21 protein-coding genes are annotated in these 20,692 nt (G+C 56.5%); 4 read left to right on the forward strand and 17 right to left on the reverse strand.

Annotated elements, in window-relative coordinates; all coding sequences use genetic code 11:
* Window positions 1-58: 58 nt before the first annotated feature.
* Window positions 59-730, forward strand: coding sequence for an OapA family protein (locus AC6I8I_RS17455; protein WP_497820534.1), 672 nt, complete (start codon window positions 59-61; stop codon window positions 728-730).
* Between the two features lie 70 nt (window positions 731-800).
* Here AC6I8I_RS17455 and rplI read toward each other — a convergent pair whose 3' ends face one another.
* The 4 genes from rplI to rpsF are packed head-to-tail and all read right to left on the reverse strand — an operon-like array spanning window position 801 to window position 2,241.
* A complete protein-coding gene (gene rplI / locus AC6I8I_RS17460) occupies window positions 801-1,250 on the reverse strand; it encodes a 50S ribosomal protein L9 (RefSeq protein WP_312758709.1) in 450 nt (149 codons plus the stop codon).
* Between the two features lie 39 nt (window positions 1,251-1,289).
* Window positions 1,290-1,517: a 30S ribosomal protein S18 gene (gene rpsR / locus AC6I8I_RS17465; protein WP_000135199.1), complete on the reverse strand. Its 228-nt coding sequence runs from the start codon at window positions 1,515-1,517 to the stop codon at window positions 1,290-1,292.
* A 4-nt stretch (window positions 1,518-1,521) separates the two neighbouring features.
* A complete protein-coding gene (priB, locus tag AC6I8I_RS17470) occupies window positions 1,522-1,839 on the reverse strand; it encodes a primosomal replication protein N (RefSeq protein WP_312053301.1) in 318 nt (105 codons plus the stop codon).
* Window positions 1,840-1,845: 6 nt separating this feature from the next.
* The gene (gene rpsF, locus AC6I8I_RS17475) at window positions 1,846-2,241 is read right to left on the reverse strand and encodes a 30S ribosomal protein S6 (RefSeq protein ID WP_031376410.1); all 396 of its coding nucleotides are present in this window, start codon (window positions 2,239-2,241) and stop codon (window positions 1,846-1,848) included.
* Between the two features lie 405 nt (window positions 2,242-2,646).
* On the opposite strand from rpsF, the gene AC6I8I_RS17480 reads away from it, so the two are divergent.
* Entirely contained in the window at window positions 2,647-2,850 is a 204-nt protein-coding gene (locus AC6I8I_RS17480; protein ID WP_312053303.1) for a hypothetical protein, read from the forward strand.
* A 55-nt stretch (window positions 2,851-2,905) separates the two neighbouring features.
* On the opposite strand, the gene yjfP is transcribed toward AC6I8I_RS17480, so the two are convergent.
* Entirely contained in the window at window positions 2,906-3,655 is a 750-nt protein-coding gene (gene yjfP, locus AC6I8I_RS17485; protein WP_497828149.1) for an esterase, read from the reverse strand.
* Between the two features lie 157 nt (window positions 3,656-3,812).
* Here yjfP and AC6I8I_RS17490 point away from each other — a divergent pair, with 157 nt between their 5' ends.
* Both AC6I8I_RS17490 and bsmA read left to right on the forward strand, forming a co-directional pair.
* The gene (locus AC6I8I_RS17490; protein ID WP_497820535.1) at window positions 3,813-5,744 is read left to right on the forward strand and encodes a methyl-accepting chemotaxis protein; all 1,932 of its coding nucleotides are present in this window, start codon (window positions 3,813-3,815) and stop codon (window positions 5,742-5,744) included.
* Between the two features lie 56 nt (window positions 5,745-5,800).
* Complete coding sequence (gene bsmA, locus AC6I8I_RS17495) at window positions 5,801-6,127, forward strand: biofilm peroxide resistance protein BsmA (RefSeq protein WP_031376413.1); 327 nt, start codon at window positions 5,801-5,803, stop codon at window positions 6,125-6,127.
* Here the strand turns inward: bsmA and AC6I8I_RS17500 are convergent.
* The 12 genes from AC6I8I_RS17500 to mutL all read right to left on the reverse strand — a co-directional run bounded on the left by AC6I8I_RS17500 (window position 6,101) and on the right by mutL (window position 20,687).
* The gene (locus AC6I8I_RS17500) at window positions 6,101-7,729 is read right to left on the reverse strand and encodes an isovaleryl-CoA dehydrogenase (protein ID WP_497828150.1); all 1,629 of its coding nucleotides are present in this window, start codon (window positions 7,727-7,729) and stop codon (window positions 6,101-6,103) included. The two genes, bsmA and AC6I8I_RS17500, sit on opposite strands and share 27 nt — an antisense overlap.
* Before the next feature lie 220 nt (window positions 7,730-7,949).
* Window positions 7,950-8,684 (reverse strand): 23S rRNA (guanosine(2251)-2'-O)-methyltransferase RlmB, encoded by a 735-nt coding sequence (rlmB, locus tag AC6I8I_RS17505; protein WP_031376415.1) that lies wholly within the window; start codon window positions 8,682-8,684, stop codon window positions 7,950-7,952.
* A 70-nt stretch (window positions 8,685-8,754) separates the two neighbouring features.
* Window positions 8,755-11,247: a ribonuclease R gene (gene rnr / locus AC6I8I_RS17510; protein WP_312053307.1), complete on the reverse strand. Its 2,493-nt coding sequence runs from the start codon at window positions 11,245-11,247 to the stop codon at window positions 8,755-8,757.
* Window positions 11,248-11,263: 16 nt separating this feature from the next.
* Entirely contained in the window at window positions 11,264-11,707 is a 444-nt protein-coding gene (gene nsrR, locus AC6I8I_RS17515) for a nitric oxide-sensing transcriptional repressor NsrR (RefSeq protein ID WP_312053308.1), read from the reverse strand.
* A 218-nt stretch (window positions 11,708-11,925) separates the two neighbouring features.
* Window positions 11,926-13,224, reverse strand: a complete 1,299-nt coding sequence (locus AC6I8I_RS17520) for an adenylosuccinate synthase (protein WP_312053310.1) — start codon at window positions 13,222-13,224, stop codon at window positions 11,926-11,928.
* Window positions 13,225-13,387: 163 nt separating this feature from the next.
* Window positions 13,388-13,591: a DUF2065 domain-containing protein gene (locus tag AC6I8I_RS17525; protein WP_312053311.1), complete on the reverse strand. Its 204-nt coding sequence runs from the start codon at window positions 13,589-13,591 to the stop codon at window positions 13,388-13,390.
* A 56-nt stretch (window positions 13,592-13,647) separates the two neighbouring features.
* Window positions 13,648-14,652, reverse strand: coding sequence for a protease modulator HflC (gene hflC / locus AC6I8I_RS17530; protein WP_312053313.1), 1,005 nt, complete (start codon window positions 14,650-14,652; stop codon window positions 13,648-13,650).
* A gap of 3 nt (window positions 14,653-14,655) precedes the next feature.
* Window positions 14,656-15,891: an FtsH protease activity modulator HflK gene (gene hflK / locus AC6I8I_RS17535; RefSeq protein WP_312053314.1), complete on the reverse strand. Its 1,236-nt coding sequence runs from the start codon at window positions 15,889-15,891 to the stop codon at window positions 14,656-14,658.
* Window positions 15,892-16,118: 227 nt separating this feature from the next.
* Complete coding sequence (hflX, locus tag AC6I8I_RS17540; RefSeq protein ID WP_312053316.1) at window positions 16,119-17,399, reverse strand: ribosome rescue GTPase HflX; 1,281 nt, start codon at window positions 17,397-17,399, stop codon at window positions 16,119-16,121.
* Between the two features lie 76 nt (window positions 17,400-17,475).
* Complete coding sequence (gene hfq, locus AC6I8I_RS17545; protein ID WP_279771160.1) at window positions 17,476-17,787, reverse strand: RNA chaperone Hfq; 312 nt, start codon at window positions 17,785-17,787, stop codon at window positions 17,476-17,478.
* 103 nt (window positions 17,788-17,890) lie between these two features.
* Window positions 17,891-18,841, reverse strand: a complete 951-nt coding sequence (gene miaA, locus AC6I8I_RS17550) for a tRNA (adenosine(37)-N6)-dimethylallyltransferase MiaA (protein ID WP_312053320.1) — start codon at window positions 18,839-18,841, stop codon at window positions 17,891-17,893.
* Entirely contained in the window at window positions 18,834-20,687 is a 1,854-nt protein-coding gene (gene mutL, locus AC6I8I_RS17555) for a DNA mismatch repair endonuclease MutL (RefSeq protein ID WP_497828151.1), read from the reverse strand. Before mutL ends, miaA begins: the two co-directional genes overlap by 8 nt.
* Window positions 20,688-20,692: the final 5 nt, after the last annotated feature.

Raw genomic sequence — 20,692 nt, forward strand, 5'->3', positions numbered from 1 at the left:
CCATACTATAACTGTTGACGGAATTACGCCGTCTGTTACACACCAAAAGAGAGAACACATGGGCCAGATCGCCCCACGACGCCGCAGGACGCGCGCAACGCGTATTGTATCCCGGCTGCAAACCTGGCTGGCCGCACGCAAGCCGCAGCAACCCGCTGGAGAGGAGGAACCACGAATGGCTTCAGACGCGTCATCACGGCTACCGACATGGCTTCATCGTATCTGGCATGTTACCGACCACATCGGCTGGATGGACCCGCTGCCTGCGCCGCATCGCCGTGGCATTGTTATCGCGCTGCTGGTGATGCTGCTGGCGTTTCTCTGGCCGGTCAGTACACCGCGCTATCCGGTGGAGCGTCCGGTTACGCCGTCGGCTGAGAAAGAGGTGCCGATGCAGGCGGATATTTATGACAACAAAACCGACTCATCCGCTTCTCAGCCGCAGCCGACGCCAAAAGCGGATTCACAGGGAGAGTGGCGCAACTATACGGTCGCCTCAGGCCAGACGCTGGCCCAGCTGTTCCGTGACAACAGTCTGCCGGTGAATGATGTGTTTGCGATGGCGCGGGTGGAAGGCAGCGATCAGCCGCTGAGTTCACTGAAAAGCGGTCAACAGGTCAAAATCCGTCAGGATGCACAGGGCGCAGTGACCGGACTGACCATCGAGGGCGCTAACGGCCCGGTGCTGTTCACGCGTCAGCCGGATGGCAGCTTTATTCGCGCGCAATAGCGTTCTGGCGGCGATAAAAACAAAAACGCCGGCACAAGGCCGGCGTTCCCGCAGTGCTCAGTAATAAAAATTACTCAGCAACGATATTCACGATCAGTTTCGCGAATACTTCACTGTGAACCTGGAAGTTCACTTCGTGCTCACCGGTGGTGCGCAGAACGCCGTTCGGCAGACGAACTTCGCTCTTAGCCACTTCAACGCCAGCTGCAGAAACTGCATCAGCGATGTCGCGGGTACCGATAGAACCGAACAGTTTACCTTCGTCGCCTGCTTTAGACGCGATGGTTACGGTGCCCAGTGCATTGATTTTCTCAGCGCGTGCATTTGCTGCAGCCAGAACGTCGGACAGTTTAGCTTCCAGTTCTGCACGGCGTGCTTCGAAGAATTCAACGTTTTTCCGGGTAGCAGGAACAGCTTTGCCCTGTGGTACCAGGAAGTTACGAGCGTAGCCCGCTTTAACGTTAACCTGATCACCCAGGCTGCCCAGGTTTGCTACTTTATCAAGCAGAATAACTTGCATTACCTTATCCTCTTAAAGTCGTTAATGGACAGTTGCCGATTACTGATGACGATCAGTGTACGGCAGCAGAGACAGGTAACGCGCGCGCTTGATAGCACGAGCCAGCTGACGCTGGTATTTTGCGCGAGTACCAGTGATACGGCTTGGTACGATCTTGCCGCTTTCAGTGATGTAGTTTTTCAGCGTTGCGATATCTTTATAATCGATCTCTTGAACGCCTTCCGCGGTGAAACGGCAGAACTTGCGACGACGGAAATAACGTGCCATTTGGCTAGTCTCCAGAATCTATCAATTCAATCTGCTCGGCATGTAACACCATTTTGCTCTGGCCATTGCGTGCCTGATGGCAGCTAATGAAACCGTCGAGTGTGAGTTGCGTGCCGACCGTTATATGTTGAGTAATCACCTGATGGGCAGTGCCGCTGATAATCACCGGCATACGACACCAGGCTTGCCGGTGAAACCCGGCCTCCTCCTGCACTGAGCGGTGCTCAAGCACAAACTGACAGTGCGGAATTCCTGACGGGCTAATTTTTCGAACCGGCGTCTTGCACACCGTGCCAGACAAGCGCAGTCGATTAACCGTCACGATGGATTACTCTTCAGAATCCCCAGCATCTGAGTCATCAGCGGATTCGTTAGCAAAATCTTCGCGGCGCTCACGACGCTCGTCTTTCGCTTTAACCATCGGTGATGCTTCAGTTACCGCGTTTTTAACGCGCATAACCATGCTACGGATAACGGCGTCGTTGAAGCGGAAGTTCGTTTCCAGCTCATCGATCGCTTCCTGCGGCGCTTCAACGTTCAGCAGAACGTAGTGCGCTTTGTGCAGTTTGTTGATCGGGTAAGCCAGCTGACGGCGGCCCCAGTCTTCCAGACGGTGAATCGTGCCCTGTGCACCAGTGATGGCACCAGTGTAACGCTCGATCATGCCCGGAACCTGTTCGCTCTGGTCAGGATGGACCATAAATACGATTTCGTAATGACGCATCGAAATTGCTCCTTACGGATTATTCAGCCTCCTGTCGGGGTCAACCGCGGCCCATGGAAGCAAGGAACGTTATAGGCTGTGTCCCACAAAGGTTCGTTGTGACGAGCGCTTGTGGGACACAGCCTGAGAATGCGGCTGAAAAATTGACGCGTAATCATACTGGCGGCGACCACTAAACTCAAGCGCACATTTCAACAAATGCCATCCGGCGTGCCAGATACGCAGCCTTTTCGTGCTAATCATGTGAATACAGCGGGTTAAACGGGGATTGTTCAAAAACGTTGATAAAGAGGTTCAGGCGGACGATCTGGCGATAATATCGCCAGTCGCTAAACTTAATGCAGACGTTACGGTTTGGCTTATCGGCGTCTAACAGAGTGTCTTCCCTGAAGTGAGGAGTCGGCCATGAAAAGGTACGTCATCGCCACTTTACTGGGTCTCTTCCTGTCTCTACCCGCTCTTGCCAGCAATGCTGACTGTGCGCAGCAGATGAGAAGTCACAGCAGCAAAGCGGCCGCGGGTTATGTTTACGTTAATCGACTGGATGCACCGGAGAATAATCCGGTCAGTGCGCCAGCCCGACTGTCAGAACGGTTCACTGCCCGCTGATAAACGGGTCGGACCCGGGCGGAGCAGACCCCTCCGCCCTTTTTTACGTCTGAGGTTAAAGCTGATGCTTAAAGAAGCTCACCAGCGCCGTCAAACCTGACGGCGTAATCTTATGCCCAATCTGCGTTTCCGACAGGGAAGTCAGATGCTGCGCTAATCCTTTGCTGCGCAGCGCGGTTTCCAGCCGGGCGCTTTCAGCAAAGGGCACCACCTCATCGGCTTCGCCATGCCACAGCAGCAGTGGACGATTGGCCAGCGTCTCCAGCCGGGTGCTGGGATCGTATTCTGCCAGCGGGGCCATGCGGGCCTCAAACTGTGCCTGCTGTTCCGGCGAGCGCACCACCAGCGGTGGGAACAGCGTCTGGCTGAGCTGCATAAAGTAACCGGAGCCCATCATACAGGCGACGCTGTGAATCTGCGGATAGCGGGCCATCGCCCCCAGCGCCGTCATACCACCCATCGACGCCCCGGCGACCGCAAACCGTTCTCCGGCAATCAAATCCGCACTGCGCAGCGCCGATTCCAGCTGCGGCAGCTCATCAATATTTTTTTTCAGGATATCCCAGAAGCGACTCAGGCGGCTTTCGGCATCGCCGTGATAGCGTGCGCCGTGCAGATCCGCATCCGGCATCACCGCCCGGAATCCGGCCTGCGCTAAGGCGACGGCGAAATAGGCATAGACCTCTTTCGACGAGGTGAAGCCGTGATAAAACAGCACGGTCGGCAGCCGGTTACGCCGCTGACCAGCCGGCGCGGCGTGCAGACACTCAATTCCTGCCAGCATTTCCGTGTTGAGTTCGATCATATTCTCTCCTGAAGGGGCAAAGCACAGGCTTTGAGTGTAGGTTCTGCCACCCCATTTGCGAAGCCATTCCTCGCAGCCCGTCGTCAGCTTCCGCACTAAACTTTTCCGTGTTGCTGCCGTTGATCCGGTATCCCCCTCAAGTGATCAAAGGTAATTTATGAAGCGTCTCTCTCTCAGCGGCCTGAGTCTTGGAGTTAAGCTGTCTGTACTGACGTCTCTCAGCGTAGCGTTATTACTGCTGGTTCTGACGCTGACCCAGAGCCACACCGCCTCACGCCAGCTGGAAAACCTCGCGATTGATGATATGCACAATCAGGTGCAGGGCATCAGTGAAATGGCGACCATGTTCAACGCCACGCTTTCCGAAGAGGTGAGCAACTACACCACTTTGTTTAGCAGCTTTTTACCCAAGCGCTTTAGCCTCGATGAGAGTGCCCGGGTGCAGGTGGGCAGCTTTTCGACGCCGGTGCTGCGTGCCGGCTTAAAGACGCTCAACCTCGATCAGACGGCGGTGGACGATTTCACCGAGCGCACCGCCGCGGTCGCCACCATTTTCGTGCGTGACGGCGATGATTTTATCCGTATCTCCACCTCACTGAAGAAGCAGGATGGCAGTCGCGCCATCGGCACCCAGCTCGACCGCGCCAGCGCCGCCTGGAAAAGCGTGCATCAGGGGGAAATCTACCGCGGCCTCGCCACGCTGTTTGGCCATCGCTACATCACCCAGTATCAGCCGGTCAAAGATGCCAGCGGCACGGTAGTCGCCATTCTGTTTGTCGGGGTCGGAATCGATCAACAATATGCCCTGATGCGGGAGAAGATCCTCGCACGCCGGCTGGGCGACAGCGGCCATTTTTATGTGATTAACGGCGCGCCCGGCAGCGCTCAGGGTCAGTATCTGTTTGATCAGCAAAACGAAGGGAAGCTGCCGGGCTGGGATAACGCGATACAGCAGCAACTGCTGACCCAGCCGCAGGGGATACAACAGCTGGAGGTAGCCGGTGAGACCCGCATGCTGGCCTGGCAGCAGTTACCGGGCTGGAACTGGGTGATTGTCGGCGAGGTTAACCGCGCCAGCCTGCTGGCACCGATTACACACAGTCGTAACCTGTTTTTACTCACCGGCCTGGCGCTGGTGCTGGTGTTTGCGCTTGGCTTTGTCTGGTACAGCCGCCGGGCGATTACCCGCCCGCTGCAGCAGGTGATTCATCTGGCGCAGCAGTATGCCGCCGGTAATTTGCAGGTGCATCTTGATACGCCGCGTCGCGACGAAGTGGGCCAGCTGATCAACGCCATCAACGGCATTGGCGATGGCCTGGAGAAGATCGTCGGCCAGGTGCGCAGCGCCGCGCAGGAGATCAGTGACGGCACTGATACCATCGCCGCCAGCAGCCACAATATCAGCGAACAGATTGGTCGTCAGGCCAGCAGCGTTGAGCAGACCTCGGCCAGCATGGAGCAGTTTGGCGCGACGGTAGAACATACCGCCGATAGCCTGCGCCAGGCGATGTCGCTGGTGTCTGAAGCCAGCGCTATCGTCAGCCAGGGCAGCCAGACCGTGGTGCGCTCGGTTAACACCATGTCGGCCATTAAAATCTCGTCGCAGAGCATTGCTGATATCACCCATGTGATCGAATCTATCGCCTTCCAGACCAATATCCTGGCGCTGAATGCGGCGGTTGAAGCCGCGCGCGCCGGTGAACAGGGACGCGGATTTGCGGTGGTAGCGGCCGAAGTGCGGGCGCTGGCGCAGCGCTCGGCGCAGGCCGCGAAAGAGATTGATGGGCTGATCGCCACCTCAATCGGCAACGTGGCGGAAGGCCATCTGTTATCTGAGCAGACCCGCGACGCGATGACCCATATCGTGACGCACATTGAGCAGGTCCAGGCGCTGATGGGCGAGATCAACGTGGCGGCGCAACAGCAGGCTGCCGGCATTGGTCAGGTTAATCTGGCGATGAACCAGATCAGCCAGGCGACGCATCAGAACAGTGAACTGGTGGCACAGGCGGAAAACAGCGCCCAGAACCTGAGCGATAAAGGCCATCATCTGACCCAACTGGTCAGCGTTTTTAGCCTCAAATCCTGACGGCATTCGGGACGATGACATACACTTAATGCTTCGTCCTGCATGAGGGTTTTTCTATGCGTTTCGCTTACTTACTGGTGTTAAGCCTGTCACTGGCAGGCTGTTCTGCGTTTCAGACGACCCCAAAAGCGCCGCCCGCGCCGACGCAACAGGCGCAGGAAATTTCACGGGCGCAAAGTGCCGGTTTACCGAAGCTGGGCAATATCACCGTCAACGTGCACGGTTCACCCGATGATGCACAGCGCGCCGTGGCCGCCCGGGCCAATCAGTCCGGTGCGACCTACTATCAGATCGTGGCGCTGAGTGAAACGGTGATGCCTGGCTTATGGTACGCCAGCGCGATCCTCTACGGCGCTTCACCCACCGCAGGCGCGGGCCAGTAAGCGGTCGGCCAGCGCGGCGTCAAGTGGACGTGAGCCGCGCTGATCGAGCCATTGCCGGCACCAGCCATCCGCCAGCGGTGGCTCGTCGTATTTCAGCAGCTGTGCGCCCGTTGCCAGCAGCAGCAGGCTGCGGGTCAGTTCCCGCGCCTGCGCCTCCGGTATTTTGTGCAGCCGCAGACGCAACTGTCGCCAGCGCGCATCGAAATGGCGGTTGCTGCCTTTGACCGCCTCAAATTCCTGGCTGAGCATCTCTGCCGCATCGCTCTGCCGCGAAAGCGCGCGCAACACGTCGAGGCACATCACGTTGCCCGACCCTTCCCAGATACTGTTAACCGGGATATCGCGATACAGGCGCGGCAGCTCACTGGCTTCGCAGTAGCCGATGCCGCCTAACACCTCCATCGCTTCCGCCACAAACGGCGCGCCTGCTTTGCATATCTGGTACTTCGCCGCCGGGGTAAACAGGCGGGCAAAGGCAACCTCATGCGGTTTTGCCGGCTGCGACCAGGCGCGGGCCAGCCGCATCAGTAAGGCGGTCTGCCCTTCCAGCTGCAGCGCCTGCTGCGCCAGCACCTGACGCATCAGCGGCTGATCCACCAGATTTTTACCCAGCACCTGACGCTGGTGCGCATGATAGAGCGCAACTGAAAAAGCGCGCCGCATCTGACCGTGACTGCCAAGCGCGCAGTCAAAGCGGGTCATGCCGCCCATTTTCAGGATCAGCCGCACGCCTTCGCCCTCTTCCCCCAGCAGCCAGCCGGTGGCATCGCGAAACTCAACTTCGCTGCTGGCATTGGATCGATTGCCCAGCTTATCTTTTAGTCGCTCAATCAGGATGGCATTGCGGGAACCGTCCGGTAGCAGGCGCGGCAGGAAGAAGCAGCTCAGGCCGGCCGGCGTCTGCGCCAGCACCAGATGCGCATCGCTTTGCGGCACTGAGAAAAACCACTTATGACCGGTCAGCCGGTACCTTTCACCGGGGCCGCGCGCGCCCAGCGGCTCAGCACGGGTGGTGGTGGTGAGCAGATCGCTGCCGCCCTGTTTTTCTGTCATGCCCATGCCGATCAGCAAGCCGCGTTTTTGAGAGCCAGGCTGGGCATGGGTGTCATAGCGATCGCTGAGCAGCGGATCGAGCCAGCCTTCGAACGCGGCCGGCAGATAGGTCTGGAGCAGCGGGATGGCCGCGTGGGTCATCGTCACCGGGCAGAGCGTGCCCGCTTCAACCTGAGCATGCAGAATAAAACGGGCGGCACGCGCCACACTGGCATGTTCGCGCACCGTTGGTTGCCAGCTGAGATTGTGCAGACGGCTGGCGCAGACGCCCTGCATCAGCAGATGCCAGGCGGGATGAAAACGCACTTCATCAAGCCGCACGCCACGCGCATCGTAGCGCAGCAGTTCAGGCGGTTCGGCATTGGCCAGCCGGCCAAGCTCCAGCGATTCAGCACTGCCAAGCTGCAGTCCGACGGAAGCCAGCCATTCGCGATCCCACTCCGCGCCCTCGCGCTGTAGCGCTTCACTCAGCGGCGTATCGGAAAGGAACAGATTGCTGTTACTGAGAGGATGGGGCTGATTAAAAACGGTGTGTGTTGTCCAGGTCATAACCACTCCTCGCGGATGTCACTCAGTAAGTATACCCGTCGTCTTTCAAGCTGCATTTTTGTTGGCTGCGTTCACTCACCCGAATCACTTACTCATGTAAGCTCATCGGGATTCGTTCTCTTGCCGCCTCAATGCAACCCGAAATCCTTTGGGTATATACGAATGACGCGCAGTTATGCCTGGTACAGAAACTAATTTGTGGCGAGGATCACAGCGGGGATCAGGCGTTGCGCTGGCGCACCGCTTCAAACAGGCAGACGCCGGTCGCGACCGAGACGTTCAGCGAAGAGACGCTGCCCGCCATCGGAATACTGATCAGCTCATCGCAATGTTCACGGGTCAGGCGACGCATACCTTCACCCTCTGCGCCCATCACCAGCGCCATCGGGCCGGTCATTTTGCTCTGATACACGGTATGATCGGCTTCACCGGCGGTGCCGACTACCCAGATGTTGTACTCCTGCAGCAGACGCAGCGTCCGGGCCAGGTTAGTGACGCGGATTAACGGCACGTTCTCTGCCGCACCGCTGGCTACTTTTTTAGCGGTGGCATTCAGCGGAGCGGAGCGATCTTTTGGCACGATCACCGCATCCACGCCCGCCGCATCGGCGCTGCGCAGACAGGCTCCGAGGTTATGCGGATCGGTAACCCCGTCCAGCACCAGCAGAAACGGTTTCTCCAGGCTCTGCAGCAGATCCGGCAGATCGCCTTCCTGATACTGACGGCCCGGCTTAACCTGCGCCACGATACCCTGATGCACGCCGCCTTCAACCTGGCTGTCCAGCCACTTACGCTCTGCCAGTTGAATCACGATCCCCTGAGCTTCCAGCGCGGCGACCAGGGGTTGCAGGCGACGATCGTCGCGGCCTTTGAGGATAAAGACCTGCTGGAAACGTTGTGGGTCGCGTTCCAGCAGCGCCTGCACGGCATGGATACCAAAAATAATTTCGCTCATCGATCTGCTCAGTGTTTGGAAATGAATAAATTACCGCCCTTTCCCGGCTGAGAAAGGGCGGCTATGCGCATCAGTCAGTTTGCGCTTTTTTGCTGGCGCGCTTAGCCCGCGTGGCGGCGGCGATTTTACGGCTTTTTTCCGAGACGGTTTTACTTTTTTTCTCGGTTTTTGCCGCTGCCGGTTTGCCCTTGTCACCGCGGAAAGCAGCGTCTGGTTCAAAATTGGACTTCTTGCTGACATCACGACGGCGTTTTGACGGTGGCTTACCATCACGTTTCGCCCGATCGCGCTCGGTTTTACCTTCGCCGCGCACCTGACGCTGGCTGGAGATCAGGGCAAAGTCGATTTTACGCTCGTCCATGTGCACCGCTTCGACCCGCACTTCCACAATATCGCCAAGACGATAGGTGCGGCCGCCGGACTCGCCTATCAGGCGCTGACCCACCGGATCAAAACGGTAGTAGTCGTTATCCAGCGTCGAAACATGCACCAGACCATCGATAAACAGATCGCTTAAGCGAACAAAGAAGCCAAAGCCGGTGACGCTGGAGATCACGCCATTGAACACGTTACCGACCTGGTCCTGCATGAAGTCACACTTGAGCCAGTCCGCGACGTCGCGGGTCGCTTCATCAGCCCGGCGTTCGGTCAGGGAACAGTGCAGCCCCAGCTGCAGCATCTCCGGCATATCGTAGTGATAGCCACCGGTCGCGGTCATCCGATCTTTGATCGCGTTGCTGTCTTTCGGCATCAGATATTTGATGGCGCGTTGTACCAGACCTTTACCTTCACCCTGCTCTTTTGCCAGCAGATATTTGATGGCGCGATGCAATGTCAGATCCGGGTAGCGGCGGATTGGCGAGGTAAAGTGGGCATAGGAAGTCAGCGCCAGACCGAAGTGGCCGCGGTTTTCCGGATCGTAAACTGCCTGCTTCATCGAACGCAGCAGCATGGTTTGCAGCATTTCCGCATCCGGACGATCGGCCACCTGTTTCAGCAGCGCCGCGTAGTCGATCGGCTGCGGTTTGTTGCCGCCGGGCAGGCTCAGTCCCAGCTCGTTTAATACGGTACGGAAACTTTTGATGCTTTCGTCGGTTGGGCGATCGTGATCGCGGAACAGCGCCGGTTCCTGATTTTTCTCAACGAAGCGTGCCGAGGCGATGTTCGCCAGGATCATGCACTCTTCAATCAGTTTGTGGGCGTCATTACGTGAAACACGCTCAACACGCTCAATGCGGCGCTCGGCGTTGAAGATGAACTTCGCTTCTTCAGTCTCAAACGAGATACCGCCACGCTCTTCACGTGCTGCTTCCAGCGCCTGATACAGGTTGTGCAGCTCTTCAAGGTCTTTCACCAGCGGCGCATACTGCTGACGCAGCTCTTTGTCGCCCTGCAGAATGTTCCAGACTTTGTTGTAAGTCAGACGCGCATGCGAATTCATTACCGCTTCGTAGTGTTTGAAGCCGGTCAGTTTCCCTTTCGAGGAAACGGTCATTTCGCACACCATACACAGGCGATCGACCTGTGGATTGAGCGAACATAAACCGTTCGACAGCACTTCCGGCAGCATCGGTACCACCTGCGACGGGAAATAGACCGAGGTACCGCGCTGATGGGCTTCGTTATCCAGCGGCGTGCCGGGGCGAACGTAATAGCTCACATCGGCGATAGCCACCCACAGCCGCCAGCCGCCACCGCGTTTTTTCTCACAGTAAACCGCATCGTCAAAGTCACGGGCGTCTTCGCCATCAATCGTGACCAGCGGCAGCTTACGTAAGTCAACGCGTCCTTTTTTGGCCTCTTCCGGCACTTCTTCTTTCAGCTTGCTGACCTGCTCTTCAACCTCTGGCGGCCAGCTGTGCGGGATTTCATGGGTCCGCAGCGCCATATCGACCGCCAGGCTGGTGCCCATATCGTCGCCCAGAATCTCAGCTACTTTACCGATCGCTTTGCTGCGACGCGTTGGACGCTGAACTAACTCCACCACCACGACCGAGCCCATGCGGGCATTCATGGTTTCTTCCGGTGGGATCAGGATGTCAAAGCTCAGGCGGCTGTCGTCCGGCACCACAAAACCAGCACCGGCGTCGGTAAAGTAACGGCCAACAATCTGGTTGTTGCGAGGTTCCTGTACCCGGACCACGCGCGCTTCGCGGCGGCCTTTACGATCGGCACCCAGCGGCTGTGCCAGGATAACGTCGCCGTGCATGCAAAACTTCATCTGTTCGGCGGAGAGGTAGAGATCGTCCTTCTGACCTTCTGCCCGCAGGAAGCCGTAGCCATCACGGTGGCCGATGACCTTCCCGCGCAGCAGATCCAGACGTTCCGGCAGGGCATAGCATTGACGGCGGGTGAACACCAGCTGACCATCACGCTCCATGGCGCGAAGACGGCGACGCAGCGCCTCAATGTGCTCTTCTTCCTGCAGGTTCATCTCTTGCGCCAGCTCTTCGCGGCTGGCCGGTTTTTCACGTTTTTCTAATAGCGCCAGAATAAATTCACGGCTTGGAATAGGGTTTTCGTATTTTTCAGCTTCTCTATCCTGAAAAGGATCTTTTGACATAGCGGTTCCTCCGATGTCATTGAGTATTTATTGCCACCGGCGGTTCGGACAATATGATTTCATATAGTTGGGTGTTCCCTTCAACCAAATCCGCCAACGTGTAACTATCCAGTTCCTGCAGGAAGCACTGCACCGCGTCATGTAGCGCCTTCTTCAGGCGACAGGCGGGCGTGATGGAACAGGATGCGCAGTCCACTAACTGTAGTGGCTCCATCTTACGCACTACGTCACCAATCACAATCTGACTGGCTGGCATGCCAAGACGAAGTCCCCCGTTTTTGCCGCGCGTTGCTGCGATATATCCCGCCCGGCTCAGTTGATTAATAATTTTGACCATGTGATTACGTGATACACCGTAAGTGTTGGTCACTTCAGTGATGTTGGTCTGCCGGCCTTCGGGTAACGAAGCCAGATAAATCAGGGCCCGTAAACCATAATCAGTAAAACTCGTCAGCTGCACAGTAACCTCAGTGAATCATCAAAAGTGGCATCGCATAACTCGCCTTGCGATTGATGTCAGGAATAAATCGGATCGCCATGCGATTGGCTACGATGATAAACCAGAGTCTGATTGATCGTGCGTTTTTTTCAGCCAGCACTGGGTTGGACAAGCGAAGGGAGGTTTAGTGGCATCAATGAGTGGAAAAACAAAGGCCGGACAGGGTCCGGCCTGGGTGATTATGCGTCGAACGGATCGCGCAGAATCATCGTTTCACTGCGGTCCGGGCCAGTTGAGATAATATCAACCGGAACACCCGTCACTTCCTCAACACGCTTGATATAGTCGCGAGCAGCTTGTGGTAAGCCCTCCAGCGTCTTGACACCAAAAGTGGTCTCGCTCCAGCCTGGCAGCGTTTCGTAGATCGGCTCAATGCCTTCCCAGTTCTCTGCCGCCAGTGGCGTGGTTGTTACTTCACGGCCATCCGGCATCCGGTAAGCCACGCAGATTTTAACTTCTTTCAGGCCATCCAGCACGTCCAGTTTGGTCATGCAGAAACCAGAAAGGGAGTTGATCTGCACCGCACGACGCACCGCAACCGCATCCAGCCAGCCGGTACGACGACGACGGCCGGTGGTGGCACCGAACTCGTTACCCTGCTTACAGAGGAACTCACCGGTTTCGTCAAACAGCTCGGTCGGGAATGGACCAGCACCGACGCGGGTTGAGTACGCTTTCACAATACCCAGCACGTAATCGACATAGCGCGGGCCAATGCCTGAACCGGTCGCCACGCCGCCAGCGGTGGTGTTGGACGAGGTCACGTACGGATAGGTACCGTGATCGATATCCAGCAGCGTACCCTGCGCGCCTTCAAACATGATCAGATCGCCACGCTTACGCGCGCCGTCCAGCAGCTCAGAGACGTCAACCACCATGCTGGTCAGGATGTCGGCAATCGCCATCACATCGTTCAGCACTTTATCGAAGTCGACCGCCTGCTCTTTGTAGTAGTGAACCAGCTGGAAGTTGTAGAAATCAACCACTTCTTTCAGCTTGGCGGCAAAGGTCTCTTTGTTGAACAGATCGCTGACGCGCAGCGCACGGCGGGCGACTTTATCTTCATAAGCCGGACCAATACCGCGGCCGGTGGTTCCGATCGCCTTCGCACCACGCGCTTTTTCGCGCGCCATGTCCATGGCAACGTGATACTGCAGAATCAACGGACAGGCTTCAGAAATCAGCAGACGTTCGCGTACCGGAATCCCGCGCTCTTCGAGGCCTTTCATCTCTTTCATTAAGGCTTCAGGAGAGAGCACTACGCCGTTACCAATAATGCTGGTGACGTTATCGCGCAGAATGCCAGAAGGGATCAGGTGGAGGACGGTTTTTTCACCGTTGATGACAAGTGTGTGGCCCGCATTGTGGCCGCCTTGATAACGCACAACGTAATTCGCGCGTTCAGTCAGAAGGTCTACAATCTTACCTTTACCTTCGTCACCCCATTGGGTGCCCAGTACGACGACGTTCTTACCCATTTCTCAAAATCACCGATTGCTTAAAAAAGGATTCTACCATCTGATCCGGTGGTTTTCAGCACTTTTAGCATACGATTGCGCGCTTTTTTGCCTGCGTTTTGATCTCTACAACATGTTGGGGAAAATAACGGTAACAGGCACAATTTATGCGCCAGGCCAGCCACTATGACAGGTTACCGTGCAGGCTGAGCATGCAATAGATCACCATTCCGGCCACCACCAGCCCGCCACCAAAACGGTGCAACAGGCGATCGGGCAGCTGCGTCATTGCCAGGATCATCCGGCGCCAGGCGCGCGGCATAAACATCGGTCCCAACCCTTCCAGCACTAATACCAGCGCCAGTGCCATCCAGATGCTTGTTTTCATACTGATACCCAAAAAAAAGGCCGACAACATTGTCGGCCTGTAGGTTATATCAGTTCTTAACGTGTCGCGTTAGAGGGCGCTTTCATATATCGGAAGAAGTCGCTGTCCGGGCTCAACACCATCACATCCTGATTGTCATTGAAGCTGTTTTCATAAGCTCGCAGGCTACGGATAAAGGCGTAGAAGTCCGGGTCCTGACTGAATGCCGCGGCAAACAGTCGCGCCGTCTCCGCATCGCCATCACCACGGGTAATCAGCGCTTCACGCTGGGCCTCGGCCAGGGTACGCGTTACCTGGTAATCAGCCTGGGCGCGCAGTTTTTCCGCCTCTTCCTGACCTTGTGAACGCTGGCTACGCGCTACCGCTTCACGCTCTGCACGCATACGGTTGAAGATCGCGTCAGAAACTTCGGTCGGCAGGTTGATCTGCTTAATCCGCACATCCACCACCTGAATACCTAACGCCGCCATACTGTTCGGGTTCGGTGCCGGTTCGCTGCTGTTGGTTTCACGTTCTACGCGGGCCGCTGCACTGGCAATCGCATCATCGGCGGCCGGGGTGGCGATTTCGTCATCGCTGCCTGCGGTACCGGTGTTCAGCGCATCACGCACGTCGGTGGTAAGACGACCACGCGAGTCGGTCACGATGTCTTTCACATCCAGACGACCCATTTCAGAACGCAGACGGTCGCTGAACTTACGTTTCAGCAGTACTTCTGCCTGAGAAACATCGCCGCCACCGGTGGCCAGGTAGTAACGACTGAAGTCGCTGATACGCCATTTGATGTAGGAATCAACGATCAGATCTTTCTTCTCTTTAGTGACGAAGCGATCGGCCTGGTTGTCCATGGTCTGAATGCGGGCATCCAGCGTTTTAACCGTTTCGAGGAATGGGATCTTGAAATGCAGACCCGGCTCAAACACCTGCGGTTTGTTTTCGTCGTCGCGCAGAACTTTACCGAAGCGCAGTACAATGCCGCGCTGACCTTCCTGCACCACAAACAGCGACGCATAGAGCGCCACCAGCACGACGATGATTAATACTACTATTGGCTTACGCATCGATTACTCTCTCCCTTCGCGCTGGCTGTCGTTGCGCAGAGCGTTAGCCCGACGCTGATCCATGATGCTGTCCGGACTGTATGACGACGTGTCACTGCGGCTGGCGCTGCGATCGGAGAGCGCAGGCTGCGCACCATTGCCCCCTTTCTGACCGTTGTGGCCGGTTGATGCCTGACCGCCACGCATCAGTTGATCGAGTGGCAGCACCATCAGGTTATTACCCCGATCGTTAACCAGCACTTTACGCGTGTGGCTGAGCACCCGTTCCATCGTTTCGATATAGAGACGCTCTTTGGTGATTTCCGGTGCCGCTTTGTACTCAGGCAGGATCTTGGCAAACCGCGCCACTTCACCCTGCGCTTCCAGTACCGTCCGCTCTTTATACGCGCGGGCTTCTTCCAGAATACGCTGCGCCTGACCGTTAGCACGCGGCTGAACTTCGTTGGCGTAGGCTTCCGCTTCGCGGACATACTGCTCGCGGTTTTCACGTGCAGCAATCGCGTCATCAAACGCGGACTTCACTTCTTCCGGTGGACGGGCCGCCTGGAAGTTAACGTCCAGCACCGCGATGCCCATATTGTAAGGGCGAATCGTTTCGTCGATTTCACGCTGGGTTTCGCTACGAACTACGGTACGGCCTTCGGTCAGGATACGGTCCATGGTGGAACGACCAATGACGCCGCGCAGTGCGCTGTCGGTCGCCTGACGCAGACTGTCATCCGCGCTGGTAACGGCATAAAGATAACGTTCCGGATCGGTAACCCGGTACTGGACGTTCATCTCAACCCGCACCACGTTCTCATCCGAGGTCAGCATCACGCCTGACGCGGCCAGTTCACGTACTGCTTCAACGTTAACCGCACGCACCTGATCGATAAAGGTCGGTTTCCAGTTCAGACCCGGCTCAACCAGATGACTGAACTTGCCGAAGCGCGTTACCACGCCACGTTCCGCTTCTTTGATGGTGTAGAAACCGCTTGCTGCCCAGATGACGACGGCTGCAACAGCTACAATACCAACAATTTTGCCGCCGCTGCCGGAGCCGCGCTGACCGTTGTCGTTCTGTTTGCCACCGCCCAGACCACCAAGCTTCTTGCTCAGCTTACGGAAGATATCATCCAGATCAGGAGGCCCGGATTCCCGTCCTCCTTTATTCCCCCCAGAGTTGCCGCCTTGATTATTGCTGCTTCCCCACGGGTCGCGGTCCTGTCCGTTATTTCCGGGCTGATTCCACGCCATGTCTCTACTCCATTTATTGTATTTGCGATTTTTACCCTTCATCTTTCGGATTGCAGCGGTGTTGGCTGCCTTCGCTCACCCCGTTCACTTACCTGCGTAAGCTCCCGGGGATTCACTCAGTTGCCGCCTTGCTGAAATCCGAAATACTCGGGTAACGCCTGCGTATTCGGGTCTGCAACGAAAGTGCGACAATCTTCAATTTTTAAGGTAAATGCGTTTGGGCAATATCAAACAATATAACTGGTCAGCGACGGTTCCTGTTTGCATAAGCGCAACCATTCAATGATTGGCATACGAATCTGCAATCCTACACTGCCGTCTTCCTGATTCCACTCTTTCTCAATCGCCTGCAACTGGTAGAAACGGCTGCGCAAGCGCCCCGCTTCGGGTGGCAGACGTAATTCGTATTGGGCAATTTCGCCCGACAGCCGCTCAGACAGCGCCTGCCATAATAACGGAATGCCAGCACCGGTCTGGGCAGACAGCCAGACGCGAATCGGCAGATTTTCTTCGTTACGATCGATGCGCGGTTCAAAGCCATCGAGCATATCGATCTTATTCATGACCAGTAAGGTGGGAATTTCGTCAGCGTCGATCTCTTCCAGTACGGTATCAACGGCTTCAATATTTTCCGTGACGCGAACGTCAGCACCGTCAATCACATGCAGCAGCAGCGTCGCCTGACGCGTCTCCTGCAGAGTCGCTTTAAAGGCAGCAACCAAATCGTGAGGAAGATGGCGGATAAAGCCGACCGTATCCGCCAGCACCACTTCACCGACATCGGCGACGTTCAGGCGGCGCAGCGTTGGATCAAGGGTCGCAAACAGCTGATCGGCGGCAAAGACGTTGGCTGAGGTCATGGCGTTAAACAGCGTCGATTTACCGGCGTTGGTATAACCGACCAGCGACACGGTTGGCACATCGGCCTTGGCGCGTGCCTGACGTCCCTGCTCACGCTGTTTCTCTACCCGTTCCAGACGGGATAAAATCTGGCTGATACGGCCGCGTAATAGGCGGCGGTCCGTTTCTAACTGTGTTTCACCCGGACCGCGTAAGCCGATTCCGCCTTTCTGGCGTTCAAGGTGCGTCCAGCCACGTACCAGACGCGTGGCAAGGTGGCGTAGCTGTGCCAGCTCAACCTGCAATTTACCTTCGTGGGTGCGTGCGCGTTGGGCGAAGATATCAAGAATTAAGCCGGTACGATCAATCACCCGGCATTCGCACAGGCGCTCGAGATTTCTTTCCTGAGCGGGCGTAAGGGCATGATCGAATAAGACGACCGATGCTCCTGTTGTTTTTACCGCATCGGCAATTTCAACGGCCTTTCCTTCACCGACAAAATACTTGGGATGTGGCGCTTTGCGGCTGCCAGTGACCACTTGCAGCGCGTCAACGCCAGCAGAAGAGACCAGGGTTTCAAACTCCTGAAGATCTTCTACTTCTTTGTCTTGGGAGAACCAGATGTGTACCAGTACGGCCTGCTCACCGGCATCATAACGGTCAAACAAGCTATAACCTCGCTAAAATAAAAGACCAGGACGGAAAACCATTTACGCTCTCCGGTCCTGGCTGTACGGCGACGCGTTATTCTGCGTTATCACCGTCTTGTTGTGGCTGTGGCTGCGCAGATGAGTTGCTGCCGCCATGATGGTAATTGTTGCTGCCGCCACCGGTATTATTACTATGGTGAGAAACCGGGCGCGAAGGAACAACGGTAGAAATGGCGTGTTTATAAACCATCTGACTTACCGTGTTTTTCAGCAAAATTACAAACTGATCAAATGACTCAATCTGACCCTGCAGCTTGATACCGTTAACCAAATAAATCGAAACCGGAACACGTTCACGACGCAGTGCGTTCAAAAACGGGTCTTGTAATGATTGCCCCTTAGCCATTCTATCTTTTCCTTATATGCTTGTTGTTTGTTGCTCGTAGAACCTATGGTTCTGAAAAAACTGCGTAAAAATTTGCGCACGATAACCCGTCAATTGTACACAATCACCCATGCTTCGCACTAAGAACCTGTAGCACCTTGTCACGCGCCAGTTGGGGTTCGTCACTGTCGAGCCAGTGGACATTTTCCCAGCCGCGTAACCAGGTCATCTGGCGCTTAGCGAGTTGCCGGGTTGCGCAAATTCCCCGATAAACCATCTCGTCATAATCGATTTCGCCCGATAAATAAGACCACATCTGGCGATAGCCAACACAACGAATGGAAGGCATGTCCGTATGCAAATCACCTCGTGCAAACAGGGCCCGAGACTCCGCTTCAAATCCTGACGCTAACATCTGCTCAAAACGCAACGCGATGCGCTGATGTAACAGTTCACGGCTCGCGGGGGCGATGGCAAACTGGTACACGTCGTAGGGTAACGCTTCACCGGACGTTTTTGTCAGTTCCGTTAAAGTTTTACCCGAAATGAAAAAAACTTCCAGTGCTCGCGAAAGTCTCTGCGGATCATTCGGATGAATACGACTGCCGGCAACCGGGTCGATTTCACACAGCTGGCGGTGTAAAGCTTCCCAGCCTTTTTCACGCGCCGTTTGCTCTATCCGCTGACGAACCTCGGGATCGGCCGAGGGCAACGGCGACAATCCTTCAAGTAACGCCTTGAAGTAGAGCATGGTTCCACCAACAAGCAACGGAATTCGTCCGGCCTGAACGATATCCGCCATTTCTGCTAACGCATCACGTCGAAACTCCGCCGCCGAATAGGCTTCCGCGGGGTCGCGTATGTCCAGCAAACGATGGGGCGCCACTGCTAACTCCTCAGCCGACGGTTTCGCCGTGCCAATATCCATCTGACGATAGATTAAGGCAGAATCTACGCTGATTAGTTCCACTGGCAAATGCTTACGCAGCTCAATCGCTAACGCCGTCTTGCCAGACGCCGTGGGTCCCATCAAAAATATAGCCTTTGGCCGGCCAGCCTGGTTTAGTTCACTCATGCTTCAACGCGTCAATCGCGCTCTCAATCTTTATGGCCTGTATCAGACCTGAAGGCGGCGATTTTAATAGCTGTGGACAGAGCCGTTCCAGCTCAGCCAGCAGGTTAATCGCCTGTGAGTGATTCCAGTCAGATGACTCTGCATCCTGACGTCGCGCCAGCCACTGGGCCAGTTGCGTCGCAGAGTTATCTTGCTGCCGGGCGAGATAGCCTAACAGGTCAGGAATCAAGATTTGTAAATTTTGTGTTCGTAACGGTAAAGGAACCGCGCGCAGGGTCACATGGTCACCTTCCAGCTGCAGTTCTATTCCCATCTGATTGAGCAGACTGCTGTTTTTCTGTGCAGCCTGCCGTTCAGCCTCGTCAATTTTGAGCCGCACCGGAATCAGTAATGGCTGCGGTTTTAAGCCGGTTTCGCCGGGCTGAAGCTGCGCCTGTTTTACCCAGCGCGCCGCCACCGGCAGCGCCAGCAGCAGCAGTTTCTGGTCCTGCTCCAGCAGCGCATAGTGGTGATGCAGCACCGTCAGTACGCGGCCAAAACTCTGCGCATGCGCCGCCAGCGGTGACGCTTTGACGACGGCACGCGGTGCCGGTTCAGCAGGCTGTGCCGGTGGCGCACTGCCGGTGGGGGTTTTCAGCAGCTGCTGATAGACAGCACCTTCCCGCTGACGATAACCGCTCTCTTTGCTTTGCCAGGCTGGAGCGGGTCCCGACGCCGAAGCTGCCGGCGCTGGCTCGCTGCGACGCGCGGCGGGCTGTGAAAAATGGTTTCCCCCGGCCGCCTGACGATTCTCGGGCTGCCAGCGCGGCGCGGGTTCTTCCGCCTGCCGTGTCGGCAGTACCGGGGCCGCGCTCGCCTGTAACACGCTCATCACACCCTGATAGATAAAATCATGCACCAGCCGCGACTGATGAAACCGCACCTCATGTTTTGCCGGATGAACGTTGACATCCACCTGGTGCGGATCGATTTCCAGATAGAGCACATAGGCAGGCTGCTGATCCTCCTGCAGCTGGGTCTGGAAAGCCTGACGGATAGCATGATTGATCAGTTTATCCCGCATCATGCGGCCGTTTACGTAGCAATACTGCAGGTCGCTGACCTGACGCGAACCGGTCGGATCGGCCACCCAGCCGCGCAGCGACAGATCGTCGTGCTGCCAGTCGATGCGTAACGCATGCTGCATGAAGGTGACGCCACAGATAGACGCCAGCCGCCGTTCGCGCTGACTCTCATCACTGACCGCCCGATACTGACGCATCATTTTGCCGTTGTGACTGAGCGAAATCGCCACGTCAAAGCGAGCCAGCGCGATGCGGCGTATCACTTCATCGATGTGACCGAACTCGGTTTTTTCGGTACGCATGAATTTGCGGCGCGCCGGGGTGTTGTAAAACAGATCCAGCACTTCCAGCGTGGTGCCGCACGGATGCGCAGCAGGCTTAACCGTCACCGCCATATCGCGCCCTTCGGCATAGGCCTGCCAGGCTTCAGTTTGATCGGCGGTGCGCGAGGTCAGGGTCAGGCGAGAGACCGAGCTGATACTGGCCAGCGCTTCGCCCCGGAAACCGAGGCTCATGATCGCCTCCAGATCATCCAGTGAGGCAATCTTGCTGGTGGCATGGCGGGCCAGCGCCATCGCCAGTTCGCTTTTTACGATGCCGCACCCGTTGTCACGGATGCGTATCAGCTTCGCGCCGCCCTTTTCAATCTCAACATCAATGCGCGTTGCGCCAGCATCAAGGCTGTTTTCCACCAGCTCTTTCACAACCGATGCAGGACGCTCGACCACTTCACCCGCCGCAATCTGGTTTGCCAGTTGCGGCGGTAAAATTTGTATCGGCATGGTGG

The organism is Pantoea sp. X-Soil-YNGN-775, from assembly GCF_059730575.1.

Bases quoted from the DNA above. Each gene is read 5' to 3' on its own strand.
- AC6I8I_RS17455 (WP_497820534.1), top strand. From the start codon at position 59: ATGGGCCAGATCGCCCCACGACGCCGCAGGACGCGCGCAACGCGTATT.
- rplI (WP_312758709.1), bottom strand. From the start codon at position 1,250: ATGCAAGTTATTCTGCTTGATAAAGTAGCAAACCTGGGCAGCCTGGGT.
- rpsR (WP_000135199.1), bottom strand. From the start codon at position 1,517: ATGGCACGTTATTTCCGTCGTCGCAAGTTCTGCCGTTTCACCGCGGAA.
- rpsF (WP_031376410.1), bottom strand. From the start codon at position 2,241: ATGCGTCATTACGAAATCGTATTTATGGTCCATCCTGACCAGAGCGAA.
- AC6I8I_RS17480 (WP_312053303.1), top strand. From the start codon at position 2,647: ATGAAAAGGTACGTCATCGCCACTTTACTGGGTCTCTTCCTGTCTCTA.
- yjfP (WP_497828149.1), bottom strand. From the start codon at position 3,655: ATGATCGAACTCAACACGGAAATGCTGGCAGGAATTGAGTGTCTGCAC.
- AC6I8I_RS17490 (WP_497820535.1), top strand. From the start codon at position 3,813: ATGAAGCGTCTCTCTCTCAGCGGCCTGAGTCTTGGAGTTAAGCTGTCT.
- bsmA (WP_031376413.1), top strand. From the start codon at position 5,801: ATGCGTTTCGCTTACTTACTGGTGTTAAGCCTGTCACTGGCAGGCTGT.
- AC6I8I_RS17500 (WP_497828150.1), bottom strand. From the start codon at position 7,729: ATGACCTGGACAACACACACCGTTTTTAATCAGCCCCATCCTCTCAGT.
- rlmB (WP_031376415.1), bottom strand. From the start codon at position 8,684: ATGAGCGAAATTATTTTTGGTATCCATGCCGTGCAGGCGCTGCTGGAA.
- rnr (WP_312053307.1), bottom strand. From the start codon at position 11,247: ATGTCAAAAGATCCTTTTCAGGATAGAGAAGCTGAAAAATACGAAAAC.
- AC6I8I_RS17520 (WP_312053310.1), bottom strand. From the start codon at position 13,224: ATGGGTAAGAACGTCGTCGTACTGGGCACCCAATGGGGTGACGAAGGT.
- AC6I8I_RS17525 (WP_312053311.1), bottom strand. From the start codon at position 13,591: ATGAAAACAAGCATCTGGATGGCACTGGCGCTGGTATTAGTGCTGGAA.
- hflC (WP_312053313.1), bottom strand. From the start codon at position 14,652: ATGCGTAAGCCAATAGTAGTATTAATCATCGTCGTGCTGGTGGCGCTC.
- hflK (WP_312053314.1), bottom strand. From the start codon at position 15,891: ATGGCGTGGAATCAGCCCGGAAATAACGGACAGGACCGCGACCCGTGG.
- hfq (WP_279771160.1), bottom strand. From the start codon at position 17,787: ATGGCTAAGGGGCAATCATTACAAGACCCGTTTTTGAACGCACTGCGT.
- miaA (WP_312053320.1), bottom strand. From the start codon at position 18,841: ATGAGTGAACTAAACCAGGCTGGCCGGCCAAAGGCTATATTTTTGATG.
- mutL (WP_497828151.1), bottom strand. From the start codon at position 20,687: ATGCCGATACAAATTTTACCGCCGCAACTGGCAAACCAGATTGCGGCG.